At 64.0% G+C, this 26,434-nt stretch carries 28 protein-coding genes; 16 read left to right on the top strand and 12 right to left on the bottom strand.

Annotated elements, in window-relative coordinates; all coding sequences use genetic code 11:
- Window positions 1-53: 53 nt before the first annotated feature.
- Window positions 54-1,175 (top strand): beta-ketoacyl-ACP synthase III, encoded by a 1,122-nt coding sequence (locus GR167_RS15315; protein WP_160974594.1) that lies wholly within the window; start codon window positions 54-56, stop codon window positions 1,173-1,175.
- 61 nt (window positions 1,176-1,236) lie between these two features.
- On the opposite strand, the gene GR167_RS15310 is transcribed toward GR167_RS15315, so the two are convergent.
- Window positions 1,237-1,818: a thymidine kinase gene (locus GR167_RS15310; protein WP_160974593.1), complete on the bottom strand. Its 582-nt coding sequence runs from the start codon at window positions 1,816-1,818 to the stop codon at window positions 1,237-1,239.
- Window positions 1,819-2,092: 274 nt separating this feature from the next.
- On the opposite strand from GR167_RS15310, the gene GR167_RS15305 reads away from it, so the two are divergent.
- A complete protein-coding gene (locus tag GR167_RS15305; RefSeq protein WP_160974592.1) occupies window positions 2,093-2,956 on the top strand; it encodes a helix-turn-helix transcriptional regulator in 864 nt (287 codons plus the stop codon).
- A gap of 373 nt (window positions 2,957-3,329) precedes the next feature.
- Here GR167_RS15305 and carB read toward each other — a convergent pair whose 3' ends face one another.
- A complete protein-coding gene (gene carB, locus GR167_RS15300) occupies window positions 3,330-6,659 on the bottom strand; it encodes a carbamoyl-phosphate synthase large subunit (protein ID WP_160974591.1) in 3,330 nt (1,109 codons plus the stop codon).
- A 305-nt stretch (window positions 6,660-6,964) separates the two neighbouring features.
- Here carB and aspS point away from each other — a divergent pair, with 305 nt between their 5' ends.
- Entirely contained in the window at window positions 6,965-8,740 is a 1,776-nt protein-coding gene (gene aspS, locus GR167_RS15295; RefSeq protein WP_160974590.1) for an aspartate--tRNA ligase, read from the top strand.
- 5 nt (window positions 8,741-8,745) lie between these two features.
- Here aspS and GR167_RS15290 read toward each other — a convergent pair whose 3' ends face one another.
- Complete coding sequence (locus tag GR167_RS15290) at window positions 8,746-9,459, bottom strand: BglII/BstYI family type II restriction endonuclease (protein ID WP_160974589.1); 714 nt, start codon at window positions 9,457-9,459, stop codon at window positions 8,746-8,748.
- 5 nt (window positions 9,460-9,464) lie between these two features.
- Window positions 9,465-10,097, bottom strand: coding sequence for an MT-A70 family methyltransferase (locus GR167_RS15285; protein WP_160974730.1), 633 nt, complete (start codon window positions 10,095-10,097; stop codon window positions 9,465-9,467).
- A gap of 220 nt (window positions 10,098-10,317) precedes the next feature.
- Here GR167_RS15285 and GR167_RS15280 point away from each other — a divergent pair, with 220 nt between their 5' ends.
- The 3 genes from GR167_RS15280 (at window position 10,318) to GR167_RS15270 (ending at window position 13,771) form a co-directional block, all read left to right on the top strand.
- Window positions 10,318-11,718, top strand: coding sequence for a DUF1800 domain-containing protein (locus GR167_RS15280; RefSeq protein WP_160974588.1), 1,401 nt, complete (start codon window positions 10,318-10,320; stop codon window positions 11,716-11,718).
- Window positions 11,719-11,728: 10 nt separating this feature from the next.
- Window positions 11,729-12,979, top strand: a complete 1,251-nt coding sequence (locus GR167_RS15275; protein WP_160974587.1) for a DUF1501 domain-containing protein — start codon at window positions 11,729-11,731, stop codon at window positions 12,977-12,979.
- Between the two features lie 78 nt (window positions 12,980-13,057).
- Window positions 13,058-13,771, top strand: a complete 714-nt coding sequence (locus GR167_RS15270; RefSeq protein ID WP_160974586.1) for a GNAT family N-acetyltransferase — start codon at window positions 13,058-13,060, stop codon at window positions 13,769-13,771.
- On the opposite strand, the gene GR167_RS15265 is transcribed toward GR167_RS15270, so the two are convergent.
- Window positions 13,754-14,482 (bottom strand): response regulator, encoded by a 729-nt coding sequence (locus tag GR167_RS15265; protein ID WP_160974585.1) that lies wholly within the window; start codon window positions 14,480-14,482, stop codon window positions 13,754-13,756. The two genes, GR167_RS15270 and GR167_RS15265, sit on opposite strands and share 18 nt — an antisense overlap.
- A 155-nt stretch (window positions 14,483-14,637) precedes the next feature.
- Between GR167_RS15265 and mce the strand changes: the two genes are divergently transcribed.
- Both mce and GR167_RS15255 read left to right on the top strand, forming a co-directional pair.
- Window positions 14,638-15,042, top strand: a complete 405-nt coding sequence (gene mce / locus GR167_RS15260) for a methylmalonyl-CoA epimerase (protein ID WP_160974584.1) — start codon at window positions 14,638-14,640, stop codon at window positions 15,040-15,042.
- On the top strand, window positions 15,042-15,320 hold the full coding sequence (locus GR167_RS15255; protein ID WP_160974583.1) for a DUF1467 family protein: 279 nt from the start codon (window positions 15,042-15,044) through the stop codon (window positions 15,318-15,320). Before mce ends, GR167_RS15255 begins: the two co-directional genes overlap by 1 nt.
- Here the strand turns inward: GR167_RS15255 and GR167_RS15250 are convergent.
- The 3 genes from GR167_RS15250 to GR167_RS15240 form a co-directional block, all read right to left on the bottom strand.
- Window positions 15,304-16,008: an EI24 domain-containing protein gene (locus tag GR167_RS15250; protein WP_212769997.1), complete on the bottom strand. Its 705-nt coding sequence runs from the start codon at window positions 16,006-16,008 to the stop codon at window positions 15,304-15,306. The two genes, GR167_RS15255 and GR167_RS15250, sit on opposite strands and share 17 nt — an antisense overlap.
- On the bottom strand, window positions 15,993-16,571 hold the full coding sequence (locus GR167_RS15245) for a nitroreductase family protein (RefSeq protein ID WP_160974582.1): 579 nt from the start codon (window positions 16,569-16,571) through the stop codon (window positions 15,993-15,995). Before GR167_RS15245 ends, GR167_RS15250 begins: the two co-directional genes overlap by 16 nt.
- A 92-nt stretch (window positions 16,572-16,663) precedes the next feature.
- Window positions 16,664-17,575: a PLP-dependent cysteine synthase family protein gene (locus GR167_RS15240; protein ID WP_160974581.1), complete on the bottom strand. Its 912-nt coding sequence runs from the start codon at window positions 17,573-17,575 to the stop codon at window positions 16,664-16,666.
- Window positions 17,576-17,698: 123 nt separating this feature from the next.
- Between GR167_RS15240 and GR167_RS15235 the strand changes: the two genes are divergently transcribed.
- Entirely contained in the window at window positions 17,699-18,076 is a 378-nt protein-coding gene (locus GR167_RS15235) for a winged helix-turn-helix transcriptional regulator (RefSeq protein ID WP_160974580.1), read from the top strand.
- 35 nt (window positions 18,077-18,111) lie between these two features.
- On the opposite strand, the gene GR167_RS15230 is transcribed toward GR167_RS15235, so the two are convergent.
- A complete protein-coding gene (locus GR167_RS15230) occupies window positions 18,112-19,218 on the bottom strand; it encodes a histone deacetylase-like amidohydrolase (protein WP_160974579.1) in 1,107 nt (368 codons plus the stop codon).
- Window positions 19,219-19,323: 105 nt separating this feature from the next.
- On the opposite strand from GR167_RS15230, the gene GR167_RS15225 reads away from it, so the two are divergent.
- Window positions 19,324-19,578 carry a DUF167 domain-containing protein gene (locus GR167_RS15225; protein ID WP_160974578.1) on the top strand — a complete coding sequence of 85 codons (255 nt, stop codon included), beginning with the start codon at window positions 19,324-19,326 and terminating at the stop codon, window positions 19,576-19,578.
- Window positions 19,579-19,605: 27 nt separating this feature from the next.
- Here the strand turns inward: GR167_RS15225 and GR167_RS15220 are convergent, their stop codons facing one another.
- Window positions 19,606-19,848 (bottom strand): DUF8831 family protein, encoded by a 243-nt coding sequence (locus GR167_RS15220; protein WP_160974577.1) that lies wholly within the window; start codon window positions 19,846-19,848, stop codon window positions 19,606-19,608.
- Window positions 19,849-19,957: 109 nt separating this feature from the next.
- Here GR167_RS15220 and GR167_RS15215 point away from each other — a divergent pair, with 109 nt between their 5' ends.
- The 5 genes from GR167_RS15215 (at window position 19,958) to GR167_RS15195 (ending at window position 22,108) form a co-directional block, all read left to right on the top strand.
- The gene (locus GR167_RS15215) at window positions 19,958-20,695 is read left to right on the top strand and encodes a M48 family metallopeptidase (protein WP_160974576.1); all 738 of its coding nucleotides are present in this window, start codon (window positions 19,958-19,960) and stop codon (window positions 20,693-20,695) included.
- 1 nt (window position 20,696) lies between these two features.
- Window positions 20,697-21,047 carry a YigZ family protein gene (locus GR167_RS15210; protein WP_160974575.1) on the top strand — a complete coding sequence of 117 codons (351 nt, stop codon included), beginning with the start codon at window positions 20,697-20,699 and terminating at the stop codon, window positions 21,045-21,047.
- Window positions 21,048-21,149: 102 nt separating this feature from the next.
- Complete coding sequence (locus GR167_RS15205) at window positions 21,150-21,419, top strand: DUF6455 family protein (protein WP_160974574.1); 270 nt, start codon at window positions 21,150-21,152, stop codon at window positions 21,417-21,419.
- Between the two features lies 1 nt (window position 21,420).
- On the top strand, window positions 21,421-21,714 hold the full coding sequence (locus GR167_RS15200; protein ID WP_160974573.1) for a DUF6455 family protein: 294 nt from the start codon (window positions 21,421-21,423) through the stop codon (window positions 21,712-21,714).
- Between the two features lie 43 nt (window positions 21,715-21,757).
- The gene (locus tag GR167_RS15195; protein WP_160974572.1) at window positions 21,758-22,108 is read left to right on the top strand and encodes a diacylglycerol kinase; all 351 of its coding nucleotides are present in this window, start codon (window positions 21,758-21,760) and stop codon (window positions 22,106-22,108) included.
- A 150-nt stretch (window positions 22,109-22,258) separates the two neighbouring features.
- Here the strand turns inward: GR167_RS15195 and rimO are convergent, their stop codons facing one another.
- Complete coding sequence (gene rimO / locus GR167_RS15190) at window positions 22,259-23,632, bottom strand: 30S ribosomal protein S12 methylthiotransferase RimO (RefSeq protein ID WP_160974571.1); 1,374 nt, start codon at window positions 23,630-23,632, stop codon at window positions 22,259-22,261.
- Window positions 23,633-23,769: 137 nt separating this feature from the next.
- Here rimO and GR167_RS15185 point away from each other — a divergent pair, with 137 nt between their 5' ends.
- Window positions 23,770-25,683 (top strand): AsmA family protein, encoded by a 1,914-nt coding sequence (locus GR167_RS15185; protein ID WP_160974570.1) that lies wholly within the window; start codon window positions 23,770-23,772, stop codon window positions 25,681-25,683.
- On the opposite strand, the gene GR167_RS15180 is transcribed toward GR167_RS15185, so the two are convergent.
- Window positions 25,684-26,163, bottom strand: coding sequence for a transglycosylase SLT domain-containing protein (locus tag GR167_RS15180; protein WP_160974569.1), 480 nt, complete (start codon window positions 26,161-26,163; stop codon window positions 25,684-25,686).
- Between the last annotated feature and the right edge of the window lie 271 nt (window positions 26,164-26,434).

The raw sequence follows: 26,434 nt of genomic DNA, 5'->3' as shown, positions 1-26,434 counted from the left end.
GACGCTGTCCCCTGTCTGAGGTGTTCTGGCCCCCACTTTTATTGGGGGGTCGGATGTATACGCCTGCGATTACCGGGACCGGGGTGTTCACCCCGCCGGAAACCATCACCAACGACGAACTGGTCAAGGCGTTCAACGCCTATGTCGATCTCTATAACGCCGAGAATGCCGAGGCCATCGCCGCGGGCGAGGTCGAGGCGAAAGAATATTCCTCGTCCGAATTCATCTTCAAGGCGTCTGGCATCGAACAGCGCTACGTGATGGAAAAGGACGGCATCCTGGACCCGACCCGGATGTATCCGCATTTCCGCCAGCGCAGCGACGACGAACCCGGCATCATGACCGAAATCGCGTTGAAGGCCTGCAAGACCGCCCTGGATCAGGCGGGCATCGGTGGCGAAGACATCGACCTGGTGATCTGCGCCGCGTCGAACATGGAACGGGCCTATCCGGCGGTGGCGATCGAGATCCAGAAGGAACTGGGCGCGGGTGGCTTTGCCTTCGACATGAACGTCGCCTGCTCCTCGGCCACCTTCGGCATTCAGGCCGCCGCCGACATGATCCGCGCCGGATCGGTGCGCCGCGCCATCGTGGTCAATCCCGAAATCACCTCCGGCCACCTGGAATGGCGCGACCGCGATTGCCATTTCATCTTCGGCGACGTGGCCACGGCAACGGTGCTGGAACGCGAAGAGGACGCCAAGGGCGATCACTGGATCGTCCGGTCGACCCGCTGCGCGACGCAGTTTTCCAACAATATCCGCAACAATAACGGTTTCCTGCGCCGCAACCGCCCCGACGGGATGAAGGACCGCCGCGACATGCAGTTCATGCAGAACGGCCGCAAGGTGTTCAAGGAAGTGGTGCCGATGGTGTCGGCCCATATCCAGCAGCACATGGCGGATACCGGCGTGGTGGCGGGCGATCTGAGGCGCATGTGGCTGCACCAGGCCAACAAGGCGATGAACGATTTCATCGGCCGCAAGGTGCTGGGCCGCGATCCCGAAGCGGGCGAACAGCCCAATATCCTGCAGGATTACGCCAACACGTCTTCGGCCGGGTCGATCATCGCCTTCTCGAAACATTCCGAGGACATGCAGAAGGGCGATATCGGGCTGATCTGTTCCTTCGGCGCCGGTTACTCGGTCGGTTCGGTGATCGTCGAGAGGGCCTGAGGCAGGCTGCGCCCGAGCGCGCGCTCGGGCGGGCGTCGCACCCGGCCTTGGCGGTCAGTCCTTACTGGTGGCCGACCGCGTCGCGCCAGTGGCGGCGGCACAGCGACACATAGGTCTCATTGCCGCCGATCTGCACCTGCGCGCCTTCCTTCAGCGCGGTGCCGTCCGGCCCCATCCGCACCACCATCGTGGCCTTCTTGCCGCAATGGCAGATGGTGCGCACCTCGCGCATTTCATCGGCCAGCGCCAGCAGCGCGGCCGAGCCGGGGAACAACTCGCCGCGGAAATCCACCCGCAGCCCGTAGCACATCACCGGCACGTTCAGATCGTCCACCACCCGGGCCAGTTGCCAGACCTGATCCTTTTCGAGGAACTGCGATTCGTCGATGAAGATGCAGGCGACCGGCCCGTCCAGCAGTCGCTTTTCCACCTTGGCGAACAGGTCTTCGCCCGAGGTGAAAGTGTCGGCATCGCTGCTGATCCCGATCCTGGACGCCACCGTGCCGGTTCCGGCCCGGTCGTCGAACCCGGCGGTCATCACATAGGTGTCCATGCCGCGTTCGCGGTAGTTGTAGGATGCCTGCAAAAGCACGGTCGATTTGCCGGCATTCATGGTCGAATAGTGAAAGTAGAGCTTGGCCATGCCCGCATCTATCGCTGCCCGTGCGGGGAAGGCAAGAGGCGGAAAAACCGTCGCCGTGCTTCCAGGCCGGGCAGGGCAATAAGGGCACGTTTCGTCAGCCCATTTGCGATGGATCAGTGCAATTTTGGCGAAAAATAGGTATATGTCTTTCACATATCGAAGACGGCGATGTTTCCCCGCCCTGATCGGCTGGGCATCGCGGGCGCAAGAAGAAAGCGGAGCGTTGGGACAGGCGGGGGATTCAGAGCAGAAGCGGGAACTGCTGGCGGCGGAAATGTTCACGCCGCCGCTGCTGCACGATTTCCTGCGCGATATCGAAAACACCAGCCATTCCGTCGAGGTCTGGGACCGGCTGGTGCAGCTGGGCCGCCAGCTGGACCTGCCCTTCATCGATTTCATCACCGTCAGCACCTCTTCGGAAGGCCAGCAGCGGCTGTTCGTGCGGACCTCTTATGACGCGCGCTGGCTGAACCGGGAAAACCAGGACCCCGAGAATGCCGAATGGTCCTATTTCCGGACCCATGCGTCAAAGCACCTGACCCCGATCCTGATCGGATATGAATTCATCGACGATTACCTGCACCTGCCGCAGCGCCGGGTCGAGGTTCTGAGCGAAGCGGCGCGGCGGGGCATGCGGGCGGGGTTTTCGGTGCCCTTGCGGGTGAACGCACCGCCGCAATCGGGGATCATCAATTTTTCCGGCGACCATTCGCGGCGCGACATGCTGGCGATCGTGAAGGCGCATGGCTGGGCGCTGAACGTGGCCGCGCTGCTGGCGCACCAGCGTTACATGGCGCATTTCGTGTCGGAATATTTCGACCGCAACCAGATCAGCGACAAGCAGCGCGAATTGCTGGAACTGATCGGTCGCGGGTTGCAGGACAAGCAGATCGCGGCCGACCTGGGCATTTCAGTATCGGCGTTGCGCCAGCGGATGCACAGCCTGATGGCCAAGACCGGCTGCAGCAACCGCGCCGAAATCGCCGCCCTTGCGATGAGCGCGGGATTGGTGCCGGAATTGCAGGGGATGCGCGAAACCGCCGATACCGCTCATATCGTGGTGCAGATGGACGGGCTGGGGGTCAGGCATCTGACGCTGCCCCGGCGGGGCGATCAATCGCAGCAAAATTCCAAATAAATAAGGGGCTCCCGCGAAGGAGAGCCCCTGACTTTTGGAAATGACTTACAGAATGAAACTCTTAAAAACACGGACCGGCCAGGCTGCCGCGCTGTGATCGCGGAATGGACTTGGGGATGGTTATTGTCCTACCTGCCCTACCTCAAAAGAATAGGATACGGCGGCAGATTCTGTCTTGGGTAAATTGCGGGCTCCGGCGTAAAGCGCCCTGTCAAAATATATAGGTTATCTGTGTACCCCTGTAATTTAATACAGGTTTACGCGGGGGCAGCCGCGCAAGGCGGGGCTGCGGGGCCTGCCGAGGTAGGACATTCGAATCGGAAATAGGTCTTTGGGCCTGCCCGCCGCGTGGACGGGCAGGCCCGGTAAGCTATCAGCCTTGCAGGCTCATCACCCCGAAATCGCCTTCGGCGCGAGCCTTGATCGCCTGTGCGGCGGCCTGGGCACCGGCGGCGGTGGTGAAATAGGGGATCTTGTCATAGAGCGCGACCGAGCGGATTTCGCGGCTGTCCTCGACCGCCTGCGCGCCTTCGGTGGTGTTCAGCACCAGCGAAATTTCCCCATCCTTCAGCATATCGGCGATGTTCGGGCGGCCTTCGTAAACCTTGTTCACGATGTCGCATTCGATGCCGTTTTCCGACAGCCACGCGGCGGTGCCGCGGGTGGCGACGATGGTGAAGCCCTGATCGCTCAGCGTGCTTGCCGCTTCCACCATCAGCGCGGTCTTGTCGGCATCCTTGATCGAGATGAAGACCTTACCGCCCCGGGGCAGGTCGGTGCCCGCGCCCAGCTGCGCCTTGAGGAAGGCCAGAGCGAAGGACACGTCCCAGCCCATCACTTCGCCGGTGGAGCGCATTTCCGGGCCGAGGATGGTGTCGACGCCGGGGAAGCGGGCGAAGGGCAGCACCGCTTCCTTCACGCTGAACCACGGCATGTTGGGATCGGCCAGGGTCATCGGGTCGGCCATCGGCAGGGTGCCGGGCTTGGCGTCCTTGGGGTATTCGCCGCGGAACGGGAAGTTTTCCATCGGTTCGCCCGCCATCAGCCGCGCCGCGATGGACGCGATGGCGCTGTCGGTGGCCTTGGCGACAAACGGCACGGTACGCGAAGCGCGCGGGTTCACCTCGATCAGGTAAATCTCGCCGTCCTTGACCGCGAACTGCACGTTCATCAGGCCGATAACGCCCAGCGACAGGGCCAATGCTTCGGTCTGACGCTTGATTTCGTCGATGATGTCCTGCGGCAGCGAATAGGGCGGCAGCGAACAGGCGCTGTCACCCGAGTGCACGCCGGCTTCCTCGATATGCTGCATGATGCCGGTCACGTGCACGGTCTTGCCGTCCGACAACGCATCGACGTCGCATTCGATGGCGCCGCTGAGGTAGCTGTCGAGCAGAACCGGGCTGTCGCCCGAAACCACCACGGCCTCGGCGATGTAGCGTTCCAGCTGTGCCATATCGCGGACGATTTCCATCGCCCGGCCGCCCAGCACGTAGGAGGGGCGGATCACCAGCGGGAAACCGATGTCTTCGGCGATCTTCAGCGCTTCGGCGTCCGAGGACGCGATGCCATTGTTCGGCTGTTTCAGTTCCAGCTTGTTGACCAGCTGCTGGAACCGTTCGCGGTCTTCGGCCAGGTCGATCGCGTCGGGCGAGGTGCCGAGGATCGGGATGCCTTCCTCGTACAGCGCATTGGCCAGCTTCAGCGGCGTCTGGCCGCCGAACTGCACGATGACGCCGTGCAGGGTGCCGTTCTGCAGCTCGACCCGCAGGATTTCCATCACGTGCTCGAAGGTCAGCGGTTCGAAATACAGCCGGTCCGAAGTGTCGTAGTCGGTCGACACGGTTTCCGGGTTGCAGTTGATCATGATGGTTTCATAGCCCGCGTCGGTCAGCGCGAAACAGGCGTGACAGCAGCAGTAGTCGAATTCGATCCCTTGGCCGATCCGGTTCGGACCGCCACCCAGGATCACCACCTTCTTGCGATCCGAGGGGCGCGCTTCGCATTCGACATCGCCCATCGCCGGGGTTTCATAGGTCGAATACATGTAGGGCGTCTGCGCTTCGAACTCGGCGGCACAGGTATCGATCCGCTTGAACACGGCGGTGACGCCGAGGTTCTGGCGGGCGCGGCGGATATTGGCTTCGGTCCGGCCGGTCAGTTCGCCCAGGCGGGCATCGGTGAAGCCCAGCATCTTGAGCTTGCGCAACCCGTCTTCGGTGACCGGCAGGCCGTTCTTGCGGACCTCTTCTTCGGCTTCCACGATTTCGCGGATGCGGGCCAGGAACCAGGGGTCGAACATGGTGACGGCGTGAATTTCGTCGTCGCTCAGCCCGTGGCGCATCGCCTGGGCGATGGTGCGCATCCGGTCCGGGGTCTGGCGGCTGATCGCCTTGATCACGGCGGCCTTGTCGGGGGCGCCTTCGATGTCCACCTCGTTGAACCCGGTCAGGCCCGATTCCATCGAGGCCAGTGCCTTTTGCAGCGATTCATGGATGGTGCGGCCGATCGACATCGCCTCGCCCACCGATTTCATCGCGGTGGTCAGGGTGGGTTCGGAACCGGGGAATTTTTCGAACGCGAATTTCGGGATCTTGGTGACGACATAGTCGATGGTCGGCTCGAAGCTGGCCGGGGTCACCTTGGTGATGTCATTGTCCAGTTCATCGAGCGTGTAGCCGATCGCCAGCTTGGCGGCGATTTTCGCGATCGGGAAACCGGTCGCTTTCGACGCCAGAGCGGACGACCGCGACACCCGCGGGTTCATTTCGATCACAACCATGCGGCCGTCTGCGGGGTTGATCGCCCATTGCACGTTCGACCCGCCGGTCTCCACCCCGATTTCGCGCAGCACGGCGATCGAGCCGTTGCGCATCATCTGGTATTCCTTGTCGGTCAGGGTCAGCGCCGGGGCCACGGTGATGGAATCGCCGGTATGCACGCCCATCGGATCGACGTTTTCGATGGAACAGACGATGATGGCGTTGTCGGCGCGGTCGCGCACGACTTCCATCTCGTATTCCTTCCAGCCCAGCAGGCTTTCGTCCACCAGGATCTGGTTCACCGGCGAAGCATCCATGCCGGTGCGGCAGTAATGGATGTAATCTTCGCGGTTATAGGCCACACCGCCGCCGGTGCCGCCCAGGGTAAAGGCGGGGCGGATGATCGCGGGCAGGCCGATGTCTTCCAGCTCGTCCAGCGCCAGCTGCACGCCCGCTTCCAGATCGGCAGCGCCGCTTTCTTTCTTCGGCGCGGTGATGATGGTCGCCTTGGGGTTTTCCAGCCCGATCCGGTCCATCGCTTCGCGGAACAGCTTGCGGTCCTCGGCCATTTCGATGGCGTCGCGGTTGGCGCCGATCAGTTCCACGCCGAACTTGTCCAGCACGCCCATGTCGGCCAGCGCCAACGAAGTGTTCAGGCCGGTCTGCCCGCCCATGGTGGGCAGCAGCGCGTCGGGGCGTTCCTTTTCGATGATCTTGGCGACCACTTCCGGCGTGATCGGTTCGATATAGGTGGCGTCGGCCAATCCGGGGTCGGTCATGATCGTCGCCGGGTTCGAGTTCACCAGGATCACCCGGTAACCTTCTTCGCGCAGGGCCTTGCAGGCCTGGGCGCCGGAATAGTCGAATTCGCAGGCCTGGCCGATGACGATGGGCCCCGCCCCGATGATCATGATCGAGGAGATATCGGTTCTTTTGGGCATGGCGGACCTCTTTTTTTGTTTTGCGGGCAGCAGCGGACAGGGGTGAGACTCACCCCGCGCAAATTGTTGCGGGTTATAGACAACGGCGGGCAAGGCGCAAGGGGCTTTGGGGCTCATCGGCGCTCTGTCGCGGGGCGAAGGGGCGCCAGGCAGGGCATTTAACGCCGAAAACACCGCGCGGAAAGGCCGCGTCAGCGCTGTAAAACCGACGCATCGCTTGACATCCGCGGCTCAAACGAGTGTATCGGCGCGGACGAATTCCGTGCGCCAAAAGCGCCGACGATGCCTGATTGAAAGGTCGAACCATGCACGCTTTCCGCAGCCATACCTGCGCCGAACTGAAAAAAACCAACGTGGGCGAAACCGTCCGCCTGTCGGGCTGGGTCCATCGGGTCCGTGACCACGGCGGCGTGTTGTTCATCGATTTGCGCGACCATTACGGCGTGACCCAGGTTCTGTGCGATCCCGACAGCCCGGTTTTCGCCGAGATGGAGAAGGTCCGCTCCGAATGGTGTATCCGCATCGACGGCGTGGTGAAGGCGCGTGACGAAAGCCTGATCAACCCCAAGCTGCCCACCGGCGAGATCGAAGTCTATGTCCGCGACCTGGAAGTGCTGGGCGCGGCCGGTGAATTGCCGCTGATGGTGTTCGGCGATCAGGAATACCCGGAAGAAACCCGCCTGAAATACCGCTTCCTCGACCTGCGCCGCGAAGCGATGCAGGACAACATGAAGCTGCGCTCGGACGTCGTGATGTCGATGCGCAAGCGGATGTGGGATCAGGGGTTCCGCGAATACCAGACCCCGATCATCACCGCGTCGTCGCCCGAAGGCGCGCGCGACTTCCTGGTGCCGTCGCGTCTGCACCCGGGCAAGTTCTACGCGCTGCCGCAGGCGCCGCAGCAGTTCAAGCAGCTGATGATGGTCGCGGGCTTCGATAAGTATTTCCAGATCGCGCCGTGCTTCCGCGACGAAGATCCGCGCGCCGACCGTTCGCCCACCGATTTCTATCAGCTCGACATGGAAATGTCGTTTGTCACCCAGCAGGACGTGTTCGACACGATCCAGCCGGTGCTGCAGGGCGTGTTCGAGGAATTCGGCGGCGGCCGCAAGGTCGATACCGACTGGCCGCAGATTTCCCATGCCGACGCCGCGCTGTGGTACGGCACCGACAAGCCCGACCTGCGCAACCCGATCAAGATGCAGGTCGTCAGCGAACATTTCGCGGGTTCGGGCTTTGCGATCTTCGCCAAGCTGCTGGAACAGGAAGGCACCGAAATCCGCGCCATCCCGGCGCCTACTGGCGGCAGCCGCAAGTTCTGCGACCGGATGAACAAGTTCGCTCAGCAGGAAGGTCTGCCGGGGATGGGCTACATCTTCTGGCGCGATCAGGGCGAGGGCATGGAAGCCGCCGGTCCGCTGGCGAAAAACATCGGCCCGGAACGCACCGAGGCGATCCGCCAGCAGCTGGGCCTGGGCGTCGGCGACGCGGCCTTCTTCCTGGGCGGCAAGCCCAAAGCGTTCGAAGCCGTCGCGGGCCGCGCCCGCAATGTGATCGGCGAGGAACTGGGCCTGCTCGACAAGGATCGTTTCGCCTTCGCATGGATTGTCGATTTCCCGATCTTCCAGCTGGACGAAGAAAACGGCGGGCTGGATTTCGACCACAACCCGTTCTCGATGCCGCAGGGCGGTCTGGACGCGCTGCTGGGCGATCCGCTGCACGTGAAGGGCTATCAGTACGACCTGGCTTGTAATGGTTACGAGCTGGTGTCGGGCGCGATCCGGAACCACAAGCCGGAAATCATGTTCAAGGCGTTCGAACTGGCTGGTTACGGTAAGGACGAGGTGATGAAGCGCTTCGGCGGCATGGTCAACGCGTTCCAATACGGCGCCCCGCCGCACGGTGGTTGCGCCGCCGGTGTCGACCGCATCGTGATGCTGCTGGCCGATGAGGCGAACATCCGCGAAGTGGTGATGTTCCCGATGAACCAGCGCGCCGAGGACCTGATGATGAACGCGCCCAGCGATCCGACCTCGGACCAGCTGATGGAACTGGGCCTGCGGGTGATCCCGCAGGAGTGATCGGATTATTCGGGAAGAATATTCCCGGGTAAGATTCCTATGGCAAGAACGGGGCAGCCGCCACTGCGGCCTGCTCCGATCCTGCTGATCAATTTGTGTGTGCCGGTTGTGCTTGCCCCGAATTTGGCTGCGACTGTTTTGTCAGTTTCGTTGCCATCTTTGTCGAGACAAAATCCCAAGCTGTGGAAGTACTCGTTCGACAGTTCGCGGGTTACGATCACGCCAACGTCGATCACCCCTGCTTCAAAGAAGCTTCTGAAGGCGTAGAGATCGCGGTCATAGGTTTGATCTTTGCTGTTCCACTCATAGTCAAAGGCAACTCGCCCGAGCCAGAAATCGACCAAGTGGTTATGTATGTAGTCTTCGCGAAGGATCCTGTCGATCTCAGGCGCGTTTTCCCCTTTGCCAGCCTTCAGTTTGACCAGGAGGTCGGCTTCAATCCGCACCTCTTCGTAAAAACCGGCCTGGGCGGCTAGGCGGCCAAATCTTTCAGTCGCGGACATGCGATTGCCGCCGGGTGATCGAATCTCCGTTTCGGTGATGTGGAAATCCTTCAAAACGGAAATGATCGCCTGCAGTTCTTCTGGGGCGCGCTGTTGCAGAACGGCGGTCGCGCTGCGGTAGCTTTTAATGGAATATCTAGAGAGAATGTCTTGGTCGAAAGGGGCTTCGGCGTCTTCTTGTCTATCAAAGACAGCATCCGCAATGCTGCGTGCCAATCGTTTTACTCCGCTGCGACAGATGAATTGTAGCTGTATGTTTTCCAGCCGGGCTTATAATCAGCATCGGCTTGATTGCCCCAGACGGTCCACCCATCTCGGACGCCTCGGCCAAAGAGTTCTAGGAACGGTCCCCAAGAACAGCTTTCAATCAGTTCGTACTGTTCGTCCGGCTTTCTCGAATGTTCTCGCTTCCGGGTCTGCATCATGTTGACCTGCCGGCGGCCTGGCGCCAGCGTCCGTGCACTCTTTCCGCGTGTGCCGAACAGAAGGATTTCGGTCACATTGCGGAAATAGAACCCAACGCCACGACCATCTGATCCGCCATCCTTGCGGATCTTGTGCCAGATGATGTTCGACTTGTATTCGAAGCCCCAAGCCGAAAGAACCTGCAGCCCTTCTGGCAACAGCGCATTGGGCACCCACAGGTAGCAATGTGCCGTGTCTTCCAGGTGCTCAGCCACCGGAAGCGCGCAGATGTCTTCGAGGGTCATGGTCGGATATCTTGCAAGCCGCTTATGCTCAGGAGCGACTTTCCCAGTTCGATTGGTGAAGCGCCACGGTGGGTCCGCCATCACGCAGCCGAATTTGTCACCATTGAGGAATTTGAGTAAATCTTGTGAGGCAGGCTGGGTCATGTCCAACATATTGTCTTGATTTGCACTTGCTGTCATCTGGAACATTTTAAGAACATATCTCTTTCGCAAGAGTTAATTCAAGAAAAAATCTGCTGAAGACCATCTTATGGTCATGTGTCCGGCAGCACGCTGCTGATGGAAGGCTTGGCCTAAAAGTTAGGCTTCCAAACTCGGGGCAGTGCTCTACGTTCGTATTCAACGTTGTTAAAAGGATTGCCCGGTGAGTTTCGATCCCATCTTGGCGGAAAAACGCTTCGGCTACGGCCTGTCGCCCCGCGTTGCGGCGCCGGTCTCCGTCGCCGACATGCTGGCGCGGCTGCAGGGGCCGGATGAGGTCGCCGCACGTTTCCCGATCGAACCCTTCCCGGTCTTTCGCGCCCGGATGCTGGAAGCCATCACCCTGCGCAAGGACATGCGGCAGGTGCGGGGCACCGATGCGGCCAAGGCGCTGAAGAAGGACATTCAACTGGTCAAGAAGGCCGCGCGTGAGGAACACCGCCGCTGGCTGGCCCTGTCGCTGATCCGCCGGGCCTGGACCGGGGACGGGTTCCGCGAACGGCTGGCCGCGTTCTGGGCCGATCACTTCACCGCGCAGGGCAAGGCGGGGCTGCTGAAACGCGGCACCTCGCCCTATATCGAAGCCGCGATCCGGCCGCACCTGTCGGGGCGGTTCGCCGATCTGCTTTATGCCGTGACCACCAGCCCGTTGATGCTGCATTACCTTGATCAGGAAAATTCCATGGGGCCGGGCAGCCCCAAGGCGGAAAAGCGCGGTGCCAAAGCCGGGCTGAACGAAAACCTCGCGCGGGAATTGCTGGAACTGCACACGCTGGGCGTCGGCGCAGCCTATTCGCAAGAGGATGTGCGGCAGCTGGCGGAATTGCTGACCGGGCTGACCTTTGACGCCAATCAGGGTACCAAGTTCCGCAAGGATTTCGCCGAACCGGGGGCCGAAACAGTGCTGGGCAAACGCTATGGCGGCGGGCAGCCCGGGCTGGGCGATATCCGCGCGGTGCTGGAAGACCTGGCGGCGCATCCGGCCACGGCGGGGCATATCGCGCGTAAGCTGGCGGTGCATTTCACCTCCGACACGCCCGATCCCGATCTGGTGCGGGTTCTGACCGAGCGCTATCGCGATACCGGCGGCGACCTGGCGCAGGTTTACGAGGCGCTGCTGTCCCACCCGGCGGCCTGGGTGCCGGAGCTGTCGAACATCAAGCTGCCCGACGAATTCGTCGCCTCGGCGATGCGGGCCTTGGCGGTCGATCCGCAACTCTTCACCGGGATCGAGGACGGGCGCGAGCATGAAAAGCTGGTGCAGCGGCTGTTCCTGCAGCCGCTGCGGCTGATGGGCCAGCCCTGGCAGGACCCGCTGGGTCCCGATGGCTGGGCCGAGGACGACGCGGCCTGGATGACGCCGCAGGGATTGACCGCGCGGATGGAGTGGGCGCTGTCGGCGCCGGCCCGGATGTGCGATCCGCTGCCCGATCCGCGCGTCTTCGTCACCGACGCCCTGGGCCGCGACGCGCCCGAACCCGTCCGCTTCGCCGCCAAGGCGTCCGAGAACAAGCGCGAGGGGATCGCCCTGATCCTGGCCTCCCCCGCTTTCCAGCGCAAATGAGGGCCGACAGATGAGTGACAGCACGCTTTCCCGCCGCGCCTTCCTGACCCGCACGGCCATTCTGGGCTGCTCAGCGGCGGCCAGCCCTCTGCTGACCCCGGTCAGCCTGGCCTCGGCGCCCTGGGATAACCGGCTGGTGGTGATCATCCTGCGCGGCGCGATGGACGGGCTGGACGTGGTGCAGCCCTATGGCGATCCGGCGCTGGCCGGGTGGCGGCGCACCCTGTCGGCAGGCCCGCAAAATGGCGCGCTGGACCTGGACGGGTTCTTCGCCCTGCACCCGGCGCTGGCGCCGCTTTACCCGCTGTGGCAGGCGAATGACCTGGGCTTTGCCCATGCGGTATCCACCCCCTATCGCGACAAGCGCAGCCATTTCGACGGGCAGGACCTGCTGGAGGCGGGCACCGCCAATCTGGGCCCCGCCGCGGGGCGCGACGGCTGGCTGAACCGGCTGTTGCAGACCCAGCCGGGGATGTCGGCCGAAACCGCCTATGCGATCGGGCATGACAACATGCTGCTGCTGTCGGGCGCGGCACCGGTGGCGAACTGGTCGCCCGACGTGGCGCTGAAGCTCAGCCCGCAGGGCGCGCGGCTGGCCGAATTGGTGATGCATGACGACCCGCTTTTCCGCGATGCCTTCGCCGAGGCGCAGATGCTGTCGGGGTCGATGCAGGCGATGGAACAGCAGGCGATGATGGCTTCGGAGATGATGGCGGGCGACATGCAGGGCATGGCCGGGATGGCTGCCGCGCCGAAGGGACAGGCGAAGGGGATCGAGCTGATCGCGGAATTCACTGCCAAGCGGCTGCGGGCCGATACCCGTATCGCGTCCTTTTCCATCGGCGGCTGGGATACCCATGACGGGCAGGAACGCGCCCTGTCGCGGGCGCTGCAGCAGCTCTCGACCGCGATCCTGACGCTGAAGGCGGAACTGGGACCGCATTGGAAGAAGACCGCCGTTCTGGCGATGACCGAATTCGGCCGGACGGCAAAGGAAAACGGCACCAAGGGCACCGATCACGGCACCGGCGGCGCGATGCTGATGGCGGGCGGCGCGGTGCGTGGCGGGCGGGTCTACGGCGCCTGGCCGGGGTTGTCCGAGGCCGATCTGTATGAGCGCCGCGACCTGATGCCGACCGGCGACGTGCGCGCCTATGCTGGCTGGGCGATGCGCGGTCTGTTCGGGCTGGACCGGGCGGTGGTGAAACAGGCGGTGTTCCCGGGGCTCGACCTCGGTACCGATCCTAAGCTGCTGCGATAAGGCCCGGTCCGCCATTCCCCCTTTTCTTTCGCCCGGGTCCCGCGTTAGCGTCGGCCCGATTGGAAAGAGGAACGCGACATGACCGAACAGCGCAGACTGGGCGACCCGGTCCCGGATTGGAAACCCTGCCCGGCGCCGTCGGGGGCGGTGCTGGAAGGGCGCTATGCCCGGCTGGAACGGCTGTCGGCGGAACGCCACGCGGCGCTTTTGTTCGGCGCCTTCGAGGGCCATGACGCGGTGTGGGATTACATGGGCTACGGCCCGTTCCATTCCGCGGCGGCCTATCACCGCTGGGTGCGCGAGATGGAGGCGGGCGACGATCCGCTGTTCTATGCCATCAAGGATGTCGAGGCGGGGGCGTTCGGCGGCGTCGCCAGCTTCTTGCGGATTGTTCCGGCGATGGGGGTGATCGAGCTGGGCCATATCAACCTGTCGCCGTCGCTGCAGAAAACCCGCGCCGCGACCGAGGCGTTTTTCCTGATGATGCAATGGGCGTTCGAAAACGGCTATCGCCGGTTCGAATGGAAATGCGATGCCAACAACATGGGATCGCGCCGCGCCGCACAGCGGTTGGGGCTGAGTTACGAGGGCGTGTTCCGCCAGCACATGATCGTCAAGGGCCGCAACCGCGACACCGCCTGGTTCGCCGCCACCGACAAGGACTGGCCCGCGCTGGCCGAGGCGTTCCGCGTCTGGCTGTCGCCGGGCAATTTCGACGCGGGCGGGCGGCAGGTGGAAAGCCTGAGCGACCTGACCGCGCTGGTCCGGGTCGCGTCAGACCCGGCGCTCTGATCCCGGCGCGGCGTTCAGCCGGTCCTGCACCAGCGCCGCGATCCTTGCCGCCGGGCCGCGGCAGGCGCGGTGCTGCATCCGCGCGATGGTCAGCGCCTCGCCCGCCGATTGCAGCGCCAGATCACCGGCGCTGCGGGCGATGCCGGTGAGGAACTGGGCGATGTAATCCAGCACCTTGCCCTCGGGTGCGCCGTTCAGCAGTTCGGCCACATGGATCAGGTCTTCGCGATAGCTTTGAGCGCCGGGGCGGATCACGTCATCGTTGACGATGCGCGGGCCCATCGGGCGGCAGGCCTCGGGCAGCTGCGACAGGATCAGTTCCTGGAAATTCGCCAGGCTCGCCACCGGTTTCGGCAGGAACCCGTCGGCCCCGGCCTTGATCACCGCATCGCCCGCATCCTCATCCCCGCTGGTGCCCAGGATGATGCCGATGCGCGGGCTGGCCCGGTGCAGCCGCGCGATCAGCCGGGTGCCGTCGCCGTCGGGCAGGCCCAGATCGACGATGATGACCGAGGGGCGGTAGAGGCCCAGATGCCGATCCGCCTCGGCCAGGGTGCCCACCTGGCGCAGACGCGCGCCGCTGCGCAGCGCCATCAGCCGCAAGGCGTCGCTGGCGTAGCGGCTGTCCTCGACCGCCAGAAGCGTCAGGCCCAGCAAGGGCCGCGCCGGGTTGGGAAAGCTGGCCGATTGGAAAAAATCGCGGTCGTCCATTCTGCTGTCCTCCATGCGGAAAGGCGGATCAGAATGACGCTGCGTCGGCTAAGGCTGCGTTAACGGGCGGGTCCCTCTGCGGCCGCCTGACGCTTGCGTCGTGGCGCGGCAGCCCGCATAAGGGCTGCAAGCATTGACCGAGAGGAGACCCCGAAATGATTGGCCGCCTGAACCATGTCGCCATCGCCGTTCCGGACCTGGAAGCGGCGTCGGAACAATACCGCACCGCGCTTGGCGCCAAGGTCGGGGAACCGCAGGACGAACCCGATCACGGCGTCACCGTGGTGTTCATCGAACTGCCCAACACCAAGATCGAACTTCTCTACCCGCTGGGCGACGACAGCCCGATCAAGGGGTTCCTGGAAAAGAACCCGTCGGGCGGCATCCACCACGTCTGCTACGAGGTCGACGACATCATCGCCGCGCGCGATCACCTGAAGGAAACCGGCGCCCGCGTTCTGGGCACCGGCGAACCCAAGATCGGCGCCCATGGCAAGCCGGTGCTGTTCCTGCACCCGAAGGATTTCAACGGCTGCCTGGTCGAGCTGGAGCAGGTCTGATGGGTCCGACTTCTGCAATCGTCCTGTTCGCGGTGATCTGGTTCATGACCTTTTTCATCGTGCTGCCCATTCGCCTGAAAACTCAGGGCGACGTGGGCGAAATCGTGCCCGGCACCCAGGCCGGCGCGCCGCATGAACATAACCTGAAGAAAAAGGCGCTGATCACCACGGCCATCGCCATCGTGCTGTGGTGCGTCATCGCGGGGATCATCCTCAGCGGGCTGATCACCGTGCGCGATATCGACTGGTTCCACCGGATGTCTACGCCCGAGCTGTGAGCTTGTGATAGATATGGGTGAAGGTCGCGGCGCCCAGGATCGGGATCAGCAGGTTCACCAGCGGCACTGACAGCGGCACTGCCATCAGCGCCCCCGCGGCCCAGATCGTGCCCCGGTGGCGCTTGCGCAGCTTCACCGCCTCGGCCCGCCCGACCCGGCGGATCGCGGCGAGGGTGAAATATTCCATCCCCAGAAGATAGCCGTTCAGCCCCCAGAAGATGATCATGATCCCCACCGGCAGCACCGCGTAAAGCAGCAGCGCCAGGATGTTGGCGGCCACGATCACGCCGAGGAAATTGACGGTATCCTTCACCGCCTCGAAGAAACCGACATGATGCGGTTCGGGCAGCTGCGGGTAATGCCGGTCCTCGACCGCCTGCGCGACTTCGTCGAGGAACATCGAGGTGATCGCCGAGGCCACAGGCACCATCAGGAACACCGACAGCACCATCATCACCAAAAAGCTCGACCAGCTCAGCAGATCGTCGAGCCAGGTCACTTCGCCGATCAGCGGGATCACCGCCGTGTCGCCGACCATGACCTGCAGGATCCACAGCAGGGCGGCGAAGACCGCCACCAGCAGCGCGAAGGTCAGACCCACGCCCAGCATCAGCACCTTGCGGAACCGGCGGTCGCCGATCTGGCCGAGCGCGGCGAAGAAGGACGAAAAGATTATTCCGATAGCCATTGGGTGATCTTCTCCAGATCGGGGCGGGGGCGTTCGGGCGGCACGGAGGTTTCGGTGCCGATATGGATGAAGCCGGCGATGCGTTCGTCTTCCGACAGGCTCAGCGCCTCGATCATGAAGCCGCGGTCGTGGCTGGGCCAGCCCGACAGCCAGTTGGCGCCCCAGCCGGTGACCAGCGCCGCGTTCAGCATCGCCAGGCAGGCGGCCCCGGCGGAATAGGTCAGTTCCAGCGCCGGGACCTTATCGTTGGGCTTGATGATTTCGATCACCGCCACGGCCAGGTTGCCGTTGGCGAACTGGTTCACGCCTTTGGCGATCCGGTCCTCTTCCAGGCCCAGGGCCTCGCCCCGGGTCTGCGCGATGCCCGCCAGCCGGGTCAGCGCGGGTTTTTCCAGCACGATGAAGCGCCAGGGTTCCAGCTTGCCGTGATCGGGCGTGCGCGCGGCAGCGGTCAGGATCGGCGTCAGTTCCTCGCGCGTCGGCACCGGCGCGGTCAGCGTCTTGGCCGGGCGAGACCGGCGGGTCAGCAGGAATTCGAGAACTTCGGGATTGTGGTCTGGCATGGCTTCGCTTCGCGTTTGGGGTCCGTGCCTTATGTCGGCGCTGCGCGAGGATGGGTCAAGCCATGCGGGGAAACAATTTGGCGCTGTGGGCTTTATCGGTGAAGGCCGCCGCTGAGATAGCGCAGCCCGCTGTCGACGATCACCGTGACGATCCGCTTGCCCGGTCCCAGCTGCCGCGCGCGCTCTAGCGCCGCCCAGACATTGGCGCCCGATGTGACGCCGCCCAGGATGCCTTCCTGCCGGGCCAGCGCGCGGGCGGCGGCAAAGGCATCTTCGTCCTTCACCGCGATCACATCGTCGATCAGATCGCGCCGCAGGATGGTCGGCACGAAGGACAGCCCGATGCCTTCCAGCTTGTGCGTGCCGCCGGTATCGCCGCCCGAGATATTGCGCACGTGATAGGGTTCGACACCGATCACCCTTGTGGTCGGATCATGCGCCTTCAGCATCTCGGCATTGCCCGAAATGCAGCCGCCGCCGCCCACCGCCATGACGAATTCGTCGACCGGCCCGTCGATCTGGGTCAGGATTTCGCAGCCCATGCCATGATAGCCGCGCTTGTTGTCCATGTTGTTGACCTGATCGGGCCAGAAGGTGCCGGGATCGCCCGCCAGTTCCTTTGCTCGCGCGATCATCCGGTCGATCACCCCGGCGGTCAGCACGCCGCCCTCGGCATGGATAATTTCCACCTCGGCGCCATAGGCGCGCATGGTTTGCAACTTTTCCTCGGAAAACCCGTTCGACGACACGAAATGCGCCGGGTAGCCGCGCATCGCGCAGACCATCGCCAGCGACGAACCGGTGCTGCCGCCGGTATATTCCACCACCCGGCCGCCCGGTTTCAGATCGCCGCGCCTCTCGGCGGCTTCGATCATCGACAGCGCCATCCGGTCCTTCATGCTGCCGGTGGGATTGGCGCCTTCCCATTTGACATAGACATCGGCGCAATCCGGGCCGGTCAGGTGGCGCAGCTTGATCAGGGGGGTGTTGCCGATGGCGGTCATGGCGGGGCCTTTCGGGTGGGTGGCGGATAGTGACTTGCATATTTAAAGTCACTATTCCGGTCAAGCTTCCATTTTTAAAGTCACTCGTATAGATTGGTGCAAACCGCCCGCGACGGAGCCCTCATGTCACAGCCGCAACACGATTTTCGATCCGCCTGCTCGATCGCCCGCACGCTGGAACTGCTGGGCGACAAATGGACCTTGCTGGTGGTGCGCGACCTGATGTGGCACGGCAAGCATACGTTCCAGCAGCTGCAGGGCAGCGCCGAACGCATGCCCGCCAACCTGCTGTCGCAGCGGCTGAAACGGCTGATGGATTGGGGGCTGGTGCGGCGCGAGGCCTATCAGGACCGGCCGGTGCGTTACCAATACCACCTGACCGAGGAAGGCCGCAGCCTGGAACCGGTGCTGCTGCAGATCATGGCCTGGGGCCATGATCATCTGGGCGGCGGGCTCTACGATCCGCAGCAGGGCAGGACCGTCGCCGACGCACGGGATTAGCGGGCCGGATCACATCTGGTTCCCGGCCCGGGGACTTACAGCCCGAATTCCGCCGCCATGTCGCCGATCAACCCGCTGATGAACGCATCGAAACGCGCGTTGGGTTGCCGCGTCTTGACGGTTTCGGCCATCGGGTCAACCGCGCGGATGGCGCTGCCCGACAGCTGTTCCAGCGTGGCGTGGCCGCAGAACGGGACATAGACCTCGGAATAGCCGCCCTCGTGCACCATCACCAGCTTGCCGCCGCACAGATCGTCGGCGGCCTGCATCACCTGCCGGGTCATGTCGCGGTAGGTTTCGGGGGTGCACAGCATCCGCCCCAGTTCGTCGTAGATGCTGGCGTCGAAACCGCAGGCGACGATGATCACGTCGGGTTTGAAGCGCGCCAGCGCGGGCAGCACGATCCGTTCCATCGTTTCCAGGTAACCGACATGGCCGACGCCCGGCGGCAGCGGGATGTTCATGTTGAACCCTTCGCCCTTGCCGGTGCCGCGCTGATCGATATCGCCGGTATCGAGCGGGTAATTGTGTTCCTGGTGGATGGAAATCGTCAGCACGTCGTCACGGTCGAGGAACACCGCCTCGGTGCCGTTGCCGTGATGCACGTCCCAGTCGACCACCGCAAAACGCTGCGCCAGCCCGGCGGCCTTGGCCGCCTCGATCGCGATACCGATATTGTTCAGCAGGCAGAACCCGTTCGGCCAGTCCGGCAGGCAGTGATGCCCCGGCGGGCGCGACAGCGCATAGGCCCGGTCCAGATCGCCGCGCAACACGTCGAACAGCGCCGCCTTGGCCAGCCCCGCCGACAGCGCGGCGGTTTCGAACCCGCCGCGCAGGAACGGGGTGCGCAAGCCCAGCTCGCCGCCGCCCTGATCGGACACCTCTTTGAATTCGCGCAGGAAGCTTTCGGGATGCACCCGCGCCAGGTCTTCCCACTCGGCGGCGGGGGCGTGGCGCATCGAAAGATCATTCGACAGGCCGGTCACGTCCATCAGGTTTTTCAGCCGCCGCTTGGTTTCGGGATTTTCGGCCAGCCCGCCGGCCGCCAGCGGCTGCACATGCCCGCCCAGCGGAAAGGTCACAGCGTAATCGCCGCCGGCATGCCAGAAACAGCGTTCATCCCAATAAAAGCCAGTGCGCATCGTCATCCCCTGTTTGTTCGTTGCGGTCACTATCGGGGCCGAGAACGGGGATGTCCATGCCGTCCAAACCCGCTATGGTCGCCCCGGAACGGAAGGAAAGACGCAATGGCGAAGGACGATCTCAGCCACCTGGCGGTGGAGGGCAGCGAAATCGCGGTGCGGGTGACGCCGAAAGCGTCGCGCAACAAGATCGTGACCGAAGAGGGGCAGATTCGCGTCTATGTCACCACCGTCCCCGAGGACGGCAAGGCCACGGCAGCGGTTCAGAAGCTGCTGGCCAAGGCGATGGGGATCGCCAAGTCGCGGCTGGTTCTGGTGCGCGGGCAGACGTCGCGCGACAAGGTGTTCCGGGTCGAATAGGCCGGGGCCGGTGCTTGCCGGAAGGAATTATTCCTTGTCGGTCGGGCGCAGCTTGTACACCCCTTCCGGCAGGTCCAGCGCCGCGGCCAGTTCTTCCAGCTGCGACAGCGAGAAGGTGATCTTCTGCACCGTGTCGAGCCGGGCGTCATATTGTTCGAGCGTCACGCAATCCTCAAAGGCGTTGATGGTGACGTCCTCCTGCAGGGGCGTATTGCCCTCGTCGATCAGGGTGACGACCGTGGCGTCGAAATCGTGTTCGATGGTAAACATGGGCAAAGGATACGCGATCGCGTGGCCCAGGCAAGCGCGATCTGGCCGCGCCGGGCTGGTCAACCGTCCGCGGCATGCTAAAACGGTCGGGCAGACAGAAGGAAACCCGATGCGTCTATTCCTCATCCTTGCCGTTGCCTTCGGGCTTGCGGGCTGCATGGAGGTCCCGGCAGGGGCGGAACGGCCGGCACCGGAGGCCGCGGCGGAAAAGGCGCCGGTGAAACCGTCGGCGCAGGCGGCGCGGATGTTCGTCGAGGTGGCGCAGGCGGTCGAACCGGTGGCCGAGGCGCAATGCCGCGAACTGGCGCCCGGCATCAATTGCGACTTCAAGATCGTGGTCGACAACAAGGATGGCGGCGAGGCCAATGCGCATCAGTTCCTGACCCGCGGCGGCCGTCCCATTCTGATGTTCAACTTCGGCCTGATCAACATGGTGCGCAATTCCGACGAACTGGCCTTCGTCATGTGCCACGAAGCGGCGCATCACATCGCCGGGCATCTGGCGATGCAGGAAATCAATGCCCGCCAGGGGGCGGCGGTATTGGCCGAATTGGCCTCGGCCAATGGCGCCAGCACGAAGGAGATCCGCGAGGCGCGCGAACTCGGCGCGACCCTGGGCGCGTTGCAATATTCCAAGGAATTCGAGCTCGAGGCGGATGAGCTGGGCACGATCATCACGCTGCGGGCGGGATATAATCCGATGATCGGGGCGCGGTTTTTCAACCGCCTTCCCAATCCTGGCGACAAGATGCTGGGCACCCATCCGCCGAATTCCGCCCGGGTCGAGGCGGTCAGACGCACGGCGAAGAATTACCTCGCCTCCGAGTTCGTGGCGGATTTTCAGTAACATGCTGCAGTTGGAAAACGTCGTCAGCGACCGCGGGTCGCGCTATGCCGTGTCGGGCGGGCCGGTCAAAGGCCCCGACGATATCGCCGCCTTCCTGAAAGAGCTCAAGCGGCATAAGAAATACGCCAAGGCCACCCATAACAGCTGGGCGGTGTTGCAATCGGACGGCACGCAGCGCAAGGGCGATGATGGCGAAAGCGGCGCCGGCAACGTGATCCTGCGGATGCTGGAACGCGACGGCGTCACCGATCATATCGTCGTGGTCACCCGCTGGTATGGCGGCAAGCATCTGGGCGGCGACCGGTTTCGCCATGTGCAGACCTGCGTGAAGGCCTATCTCGACGCGCTGTGACCGGCGCCGCCTGCCTCGGCGCTGCCCATGTATTGATCCGTATCAAGGACGCTCCCGCCGATTCTGACTAGTGTTTTAAGCGTCAAAGGGAGGTTTGATACAATGAAACGGCTCGGCGATCGCACGCAACATTACTGGCTGGCCCAACGCATGGCCAAGACCACCGGGACCGATCTGGTGGGCGCCTATGATGCGGGTGATCTGAGCCAGGACCAATGGGCCGAGATTATCGAGGCCTGCCGCGGCTGCGATTGGACCGAGGGCTGCGAACGCTGGCTGGCCAGGACCGAAAGCGCCGGTGACGCGCCCGCCGGGTGCCCCAATTGCGGTGCCTATCTGGAGATCAGGCAATCCGCGGCCAAAGGAGGCTGACATGGGTATAGTGACGCCGCTTGGCGATCCAGTTCTGCATTTCTGGCTGACGCGCTCGGTGGCGCGCAGCATCGGGCTGAGCCTGACCGACGCGATGAGCGAAGGCCGGCTGACGCCGCAGGAATATTCCGAAATGGTGACCCGCTGCCGCCAATGCCCCTTCGTGTCGCAATGCGAGGGCTGGCTGGCCGAAAACGGCGCCGGTGCCGAGGCGATCCCGGACAGGTGCGTCAATGCCACCCGGCTGAACGGTCTCAGGCAGCAACGCCGGGGGCGATCCGCGGATAGCGCTTGATCGATCCGCGCCGCCGGTCCATCATCGCAGGCCGGAGGGGTGAATGCTGTATTTCTTCAAACGCTTGCGGCTCAGGATCATCTGGAGCTGGGCCGGTTGCCGCGACACCTGGCGCAACGAATATTCGTTCCGCAGCTGGGTCTGGGCCAATCTGGTCTCGGCCGCGCTGGCCTTCATCCTGCCGCTGACCGGGGCGGAACGGGCGCTGATCCTGGCGCTTGGCATTCTGGTTATGGCGGCGGAGCTGTTCAACACCGCGATCGAAAACGCGGTGGATGACATTTCGACCGAGGAACGCGACCTGGCGCGGCGCGCCAAGGATGCCGGATCGGCAGGCGTCGCCGTGGCGGCGACCGCCGCCGGGGTGGCATGGCTGGCGGTGCTGATCTGGTGAGGGGCTGAGCTATCAGGGTGATAGCTGGAATATCAAAACGAAGGGCAGCCCCCGCCCATGGGGGCGGTCGGGTGCTGCTCGGCCTGCAGCCGGGCGGGTGATCTGATTTTGGCGTGAGGCTTGAAGTCCAGGTTTCTCAGGGTGTGAAAATCAACCCTTCAACCGGCCCCACAAATCGTATTCCCCGGCCTCGTCCACCTCGACCGTCACGATATCGCCGACCGACAGGTTCTCGAACCCTTCGTCGATGAACAGGTTGCCGTCGATTTCCGGCGCGTCGGCCTTGGTGCGGCAGGTGGCGCCCTCCGCGTCGATCTCGTCGATGATCACGTCCATCACCTGGCCCACCTTGGCTTCCAGCTTGGCCTCGGAAATCTCCTGCGCCTTGGCCATGAAGCGTTCCCAACGCTCCTGCTTGACCTCGTCGGGCACGTGATCCTCAAGCGCGTTCGACCGCGCCCCCTCGACGTTTTCGTATTGGAAGCAGCCGACGCGATCGAGCTGCGCCTCGTCCATCCAGTCCAGCAGGGTCTGGAATTCCTCTTCCGTCTCACCCGGGTAACCCACGATGAAGGTGGACCGCAGGGTGATCTCGGGACAGATCGAACGCCATTCGGCGATCCGGTCCAGCGTGCGTTCCGCCGCCGCCGGGCGCGCCATCCGTTTCAGCGTCGCCGGGTGGGCGTGCTGGAACGGGATGTCGAGATAAGGCAGCACCAGCCCGTCCGCCATCAGCGGGATCAACTCGCGCACGAACGGGTAGGGATAGACGTAATGCAGCCGCACCCAGGCGCCAAGCGATCCCAGGTCACGCGCCAGATCGACGATATGCGACCGGTGCCCGCGTTCCGACCCGTGCTGCCGGTCCAACCCATAGGCCGAGGTGTCCTGCGAAATCACCAGCAGTTCCTTGACGCCGCTTTCCACCAGCTTTTCCGCCTCGCGCACCACCGCGAAGGCCGGGCGGCTGGCCAGCTTGCCGCGCATGTCGGGGATGATGCAGAATTTGCACTTGTGATTGCAGCCCTCGGAAATCTTCAGATAGCTGTAATGGCGCGGGGTCAGCTTGACGCCGCTGGCGGGCAGCAGATCGACGAACGGGTCGGGATCGGGCGGCACCGCGCCATGCACCGCGTCGAGCACTTGTTCGTATTGATGCGGGCCGGTGACGGCCAGAACCTTGGGATGCACGCCGGTGATGTATTCCGGCTCCGCGCCCAGACAGCCGGTGACGATCACCTTGCCGTTTTCGTTCAGCGCCTCGCCGATCGCTTCCAGGCTTTCGGCCTTGGCGGAATCCAGGAACCCGCAGGTGTTCACGATCACCGCGTCGGCACCGGCGTAATCGGCGCTGATGCCATAGCCTTCGGCGCGCAGCCTGGTCAGGATGCGTTCGCTGTCGACCAATGCCTTGGGACAGCCCAGCGACACCATGCCGATGGTCGGCTGGCCGTGGCGGGGCGTGTCGCTGATGCGGGCGCGCGGGGCGAGGTCGGGGCGGAGTTCTGGCGGATTGCTGGTCATGACGCGCATATAGGGGGTCGATGGGGCCCATGCAAAGGGATTTGCGGCAACCGGTCGCGCAGTCGCAGCATTCCCGTTGTTGCCGCCTGCGCGCTGTTCTAACCTGATTCACGAAACATTTTCGCAAGGGGGCTGCGATGCGTTGGGTTTTCCGTTTGATCGGTTTCGTCTTTGTCCTGATCGGCGTGGCGCTGATCGGGGTGATTTTCCTGCCCGGCGATAGGATCGCGCAGGTGGCGGCGGATCAGATCCGGGCGCAGACCGGGCGCGAGGTGGTGCTGAAGGGCGACAGCAAGGCCAGCTTCTACCCCGTCTTGGGGATTTCCACCGGGGCGCTTGAGATCGCCAATGCCGATTGGTCCAAGGCAGGCCCGCTGATCAAGGCGGACAGCCTGAAGGTGGGCGTCGATCCGATGGCGCTGATCGGCGGCGAAGTGAAGATCATCGGGCTGGAAGCGGTCAATCCCGAAATCCTACTGGAAAAAGCCGCCGACGGGCGGGTGAACTGGCAGCTGGGGGTCGAGGGCGTGGCGCCTTCGGGCCAGCCCTCGGGCAGCAGCAACGCGCTGGCGCTGTCGCTCGACCGGGCGCTGATTTCCGGCGGCGTGCTGCGCTATGTCGATCACGGCACGGGGCAGGAAACCCGGGTGAATGATATCGCGCTCGACCTGCGCTGGCCGGAATACCACGGCGCGGCGAGCCTTGAGGCCTCGGCCCGGCCCGAAGGGGCGGGGGCGCTGTCGGTGAGCGGGACGATTGCCGACCTGGCGGCGCTGATCGAGGGCGAGGTGACCGGGGTCACGCTCAAGGCGAGCGCCAAGGGCGGCACGGTCGATTTCGACGGGCGCGCCGGGTTGCCGGCGCAGGCGCAGGGCCGGGTGGCGGCGGATCTGTCCGATACCGGGGCCTTCCTGGCCTCGCTGGGCGTTGCCGGGGTGGAGTTGCCGCAGGGGCTGGGCCGGCGGGCGAAGGCGCAGGCCGATTTGACGCTGACCGCTGAACAACGGCTGAGCCTGCGCGACCTGGCCCTGACGCTGGACCAGAACGGGTTTGCGGGCGAGGTGGATGTCGATCTGGCCGCTGCCGTGCCCAACGTGACGGCGAAACTGTCGGCCGGGGTTCTGGACCTGTCCGGTCTTGGCGGGTCGGGGGGATCGGGCGGCGCGTCGGGCTGGTCGAAAGCGCCGATCGACGCCAGCGCGCTGGGCGCGTTCAACGGGCAGGCCACGCTTGGGCTGGCGGGGCTGCGCGTCGCGGGCCTCAGCTTCGGTGAAACCGGGCTGGGCATCACCGTGGACCGGTCGCGGGCCGAACTGGCGCTGAACCGGATGGCGGGCTATTCCGGCGCGCTGTCGGGGACGCTGGCGGTCAATAACCGCAAGGGGCTGAGCGTCGGCGGCAACCTGAAGGCCAGCGGCGTGGAGATGCAGCAATTGCTGGACGACCTGGCCGGGATCGACCGTTTTACCGGTCAGGCCGATGCCAATGTCAACTTCCTCGGTGCCGGCAGCTCGGTTCATGCGATCATGAATTCGCTGTCGGGCAAGGGTGGCATCGCGATGGGGCGGGGCACGATCAAGGGGATCGATCTGGACAGTCTGATGCGCAAGGGGCTGGCCACCGGCGGCACCACCGTGTTCGATCAGCTTTCGGCCAGTTTCACGATGGACAAGGGCAACCTTTACAACAAGGACCTGGTGCTGAAACTGCCGGTGATTTCGGCCACGGGCGAGGGCCGCGTGGGTCTGGGCGCGCAGGATATCGATTACCTGTTCACCCCCAAGGCGGCCAGCGCCGACAGCGAAGGCGGAGTGGTCATCCCGGTGCGGATCAGGGGGCCGTGGTCGGGGCCGAAAATCTGGCCCGATCTGGAAAAGGCGATCGACCTGAACCTGCAGGACGAAAAGAAGGCGCTGAAGGACAAGGCCGAAACCAAGCTGAAGGAAAAGCTGGGCGTCGAGACCCAGGAGGGCGAAAGCCTTGAGGACGCGGTAAAGAAGAAGCTCGAGGACGAGGCGGTGAAGGGGATCTTCAACCTGCTGAACAAGTGATCAGCTGCGCAGCCCGGTCTCATACAGCAAGCCGCGCCGCTTGGCCTCGTAATAATATCCCTTGGCGTACCACATGACCGCCCGGTCTTCGCTGCCATCCGACACCATCCAGGCGCCGCGCAGGTATTTGACCGCGTATTTCAGGTTGGTTTCGGCGTCCAGCAGGTCGCTGGGGGTGCCGCGGAACCCCATGCCGCGCGCGGTCTGCGGCAGGATCTGCATCAGCCCGTAATAGGGGCCGTTGCGGGCGCCGGGGCGATACATGCTTTCGCGCTGGACCACCTTGTGCACCAGGCTACGCGGCACCTCGTAATGATCGGCGTATTTATTGATCAGGCCGCGCAATTCGGGGGTCTCATTAGGATAGAGCCGCGGGGCGGAGTTCTGCGTCGAGCGGGTTTCGCGCGGATGGCCGCCGCAGGCGGTCAGCGCGGTGGCGGAAAGAAGCAACAAAGCGGCGCGGCGCGAATAGATCGTCATGGCGGATTCTCCTGCGGTCAGACGGGAGGGTACAGCGCGGCGGGATGGCAGGACAGGGGCGCGTGTCGGGCAAGGCGGCTTTCCGCCGGTGAGGCTGCGCTGGAGTTGTGGCTCCCAGCCCGAAACAGCGGCGCTTGCGCTGCCCTCTATTGCACTTGAGAATGCTTGCCGATGACTAGGCCCGGCCCGGAACGAGGCCGAAGGCCGCCGGGCCAGCGCCAGTCCGCCCGGACGGGCTGGCGCTTTGGTGAGGTTGGCTCTGACGCCGATG

This window comes from Thalassovita mangrovi, assembly GCF_009857745.1.
GTDB lineage: Bacteria > Pseudomonadota > Alphaproteobacteria > Rhodobacterales > Rhodobacteraceae > Thalassobius > Thalassobius mangrovi.
Note: the sequence above shows the minus strand (reverse complement) of the source record. Positions and strands in the feature narration are given on the sequence as shown.

Bases quoted from the DNA above. Each gene is read 5' to 3' on its own strand.
- GR167_RS15270 (WP_160974586.1), top strand. From the start codon at position 13,058: ATGACCGAACAGCGCAGACTGGGCGACCCGGTCCCGGATTGGAAACCC.
- GR167_RS15315 (WP_160974594.1), top strand. From the start codon at position 54: ATGTATACGCCTGCGATTACCGGGACCGGGGTGTTCACCCCGCCGGAA.
- GR167_RS15285 (WP_160974730.1), bottom strand. From the start codon at position 10,097: ATGACCCAGCCTGCCTCACAAGATTTACTCAAATTCCTCAATGGTGAC.
- GR167_RS15240 (WP_160974581.1), bottom strand. From the start codon at position 17,575: ATGACCGCCATCGGCAACACCCCCCTGATCAAGCTGCGCCACCTGACC.
- GR167_RS15195 (WP_160974572.1), top strand. From the start codon at position 21,758: ATGCTGTATTTCTTCAAACGCTTGCGGCTCAGGATCATCTGGAGCTGG.
- GR167_RS15245 (WP_160974582.1), bottom strand. From the start codon at position 16,571: ATGCCAGACCACAATCCCGAAGTTCTCGAATTCCTGCTGACCCGCCGG.
- mce (WP_160974584.1), top strand. From the start codon at position 14,638: ATGATTGGCCGCCTGAACCATGTCGCCATCGCCGTTCCGGACCTGGAA.
- rimO (WP_160974571.1), bottom strand. From the start codon at position 23,632: ATGACCAGCAATCCGCCAGAACTCCGCCCCGACCTCGCCCCGCGCGCC.
- aspS (WP_160974590.1), top strand. From the start codon at position 6,965: ATGCACGCTTTCCGCAGCCATACCTGCGCCGAACTGAAAAAAACCAAC.
- GR167_RS15210 (WP_160974575.1), top strand. From the start codon at position 20,697: ATGCTGCAGTTGGAAAACGTCGTCAGCGACCGCGGGTCGCGCTATGCC.
- GR167_RS15205 (WP_160974574.1), top strand. From the start codon at position 21,150: ATGAAACGGCTCGGCGATCGCACGCAACATTACTGGCTGGCCCAACGC.
- GR167_RS15185 (WP_160974570.1), top strand. From the start codon at position 23,770: ATGCGTTGGGTTTTCCGTTTGATCGGTTTCGTCTTTGTCCTGATCGGC.
- GR167_RS15250 (WP_212769997.1), bottom strand. From the start codon at position 16,008: ATGGCTATCGGAATAATCTTTTCGTCCTTCTTCGCCGCGCTCGGCCAG.
- GR167_RS15180 (WP_160974569.1), bottom strand. From the start codon at position 26,163: ATGACGATCTATTCGCGCCGCGCCGCTTTGTTGCTTCTTTCCGCCACC.
- GR167_RS15235 (WP_160974580.1), top strand. From the start codon at position 17,699: ATGTCACAGCCGCAACACGATTTTCGATCCGCCTGCTCGATCGCCCGC.
- GR167_RS15220 (WP_160974577.1), bottom strand. From the start codon at position 19,848: ATGTTTACCATCGAACACGATTTCGACGCCACGGTCGTCACCCTGATC.
- GR167_RS15305 (WP_160974592.1), top strand. From the start codon at position 2,093: ATGTTCACGCCGCCGCTGCTGCACGATTTCCTGCGCGATATCGAAAAC.
- GR167_RS15215 (WP_160974576.1), top strand. From the start codon at position 19,958: ATGCGTCTATTCCTCATCCTTGCCGTTGCCTTCGGGCTTGCGGGCTGC.
- carB (WP_160974591.1), bottom strand. From the start codon at position 6,659: ATGCCCAAAAGAACCGATATCTCCTCGATCATGATCATCGGGGCGGGG.
- GR167_RS15265 (WP_160974585.1), bottom strand. From the start codon at position 14,482: ATGGACGACCGCGATTTTTTCCAATCGGCCAGCTTTCCCAACCCGGCG.
- GR167_RS15200 (WP_160974573.1), top strand. From the start codon at position 21,421: ATGGGTATAGTGACGCCGCTTGGCGATCCAGTTCTGCATTTCTGGCTG.
- GR167_RS15275 (WP_160974587.1), top strand. From the start codon at position 11,729: ATGAGTGACAGCACGCTTTCCCGCCGCGCCTTCCTGACCCGCACGGCC.
- GR167_RS15310 (WP_160974593.1), bottom strand. From the start codon at position 1,818: ATGGCCAAGCTCTACTTTCACTATTCGACCATGAATGCCGGCAAATCG.
- GR167_RS15225 (WP_160974578.1), top strand. From the start codon at position 19,324: ATGGCGAAGGACGATCTCAGCCACCTGGCGGTGGAGGGCAGCGAAATC.
- GR167_RS15255 (WP_160974583.1), top strand. From the start codon at position 15,042: ATGGGTCCGACTTCTGCAATCGTCCTGTTCGCGGTGATCTGGTTCATG.
- GR167_RS15230 (WP_160974579.1), bottom strand. From the start codon at position 19,218: ATGCGCACTGGCTTTTATTGGGATGAACGCTGTTTCTGGCATGCCGGC.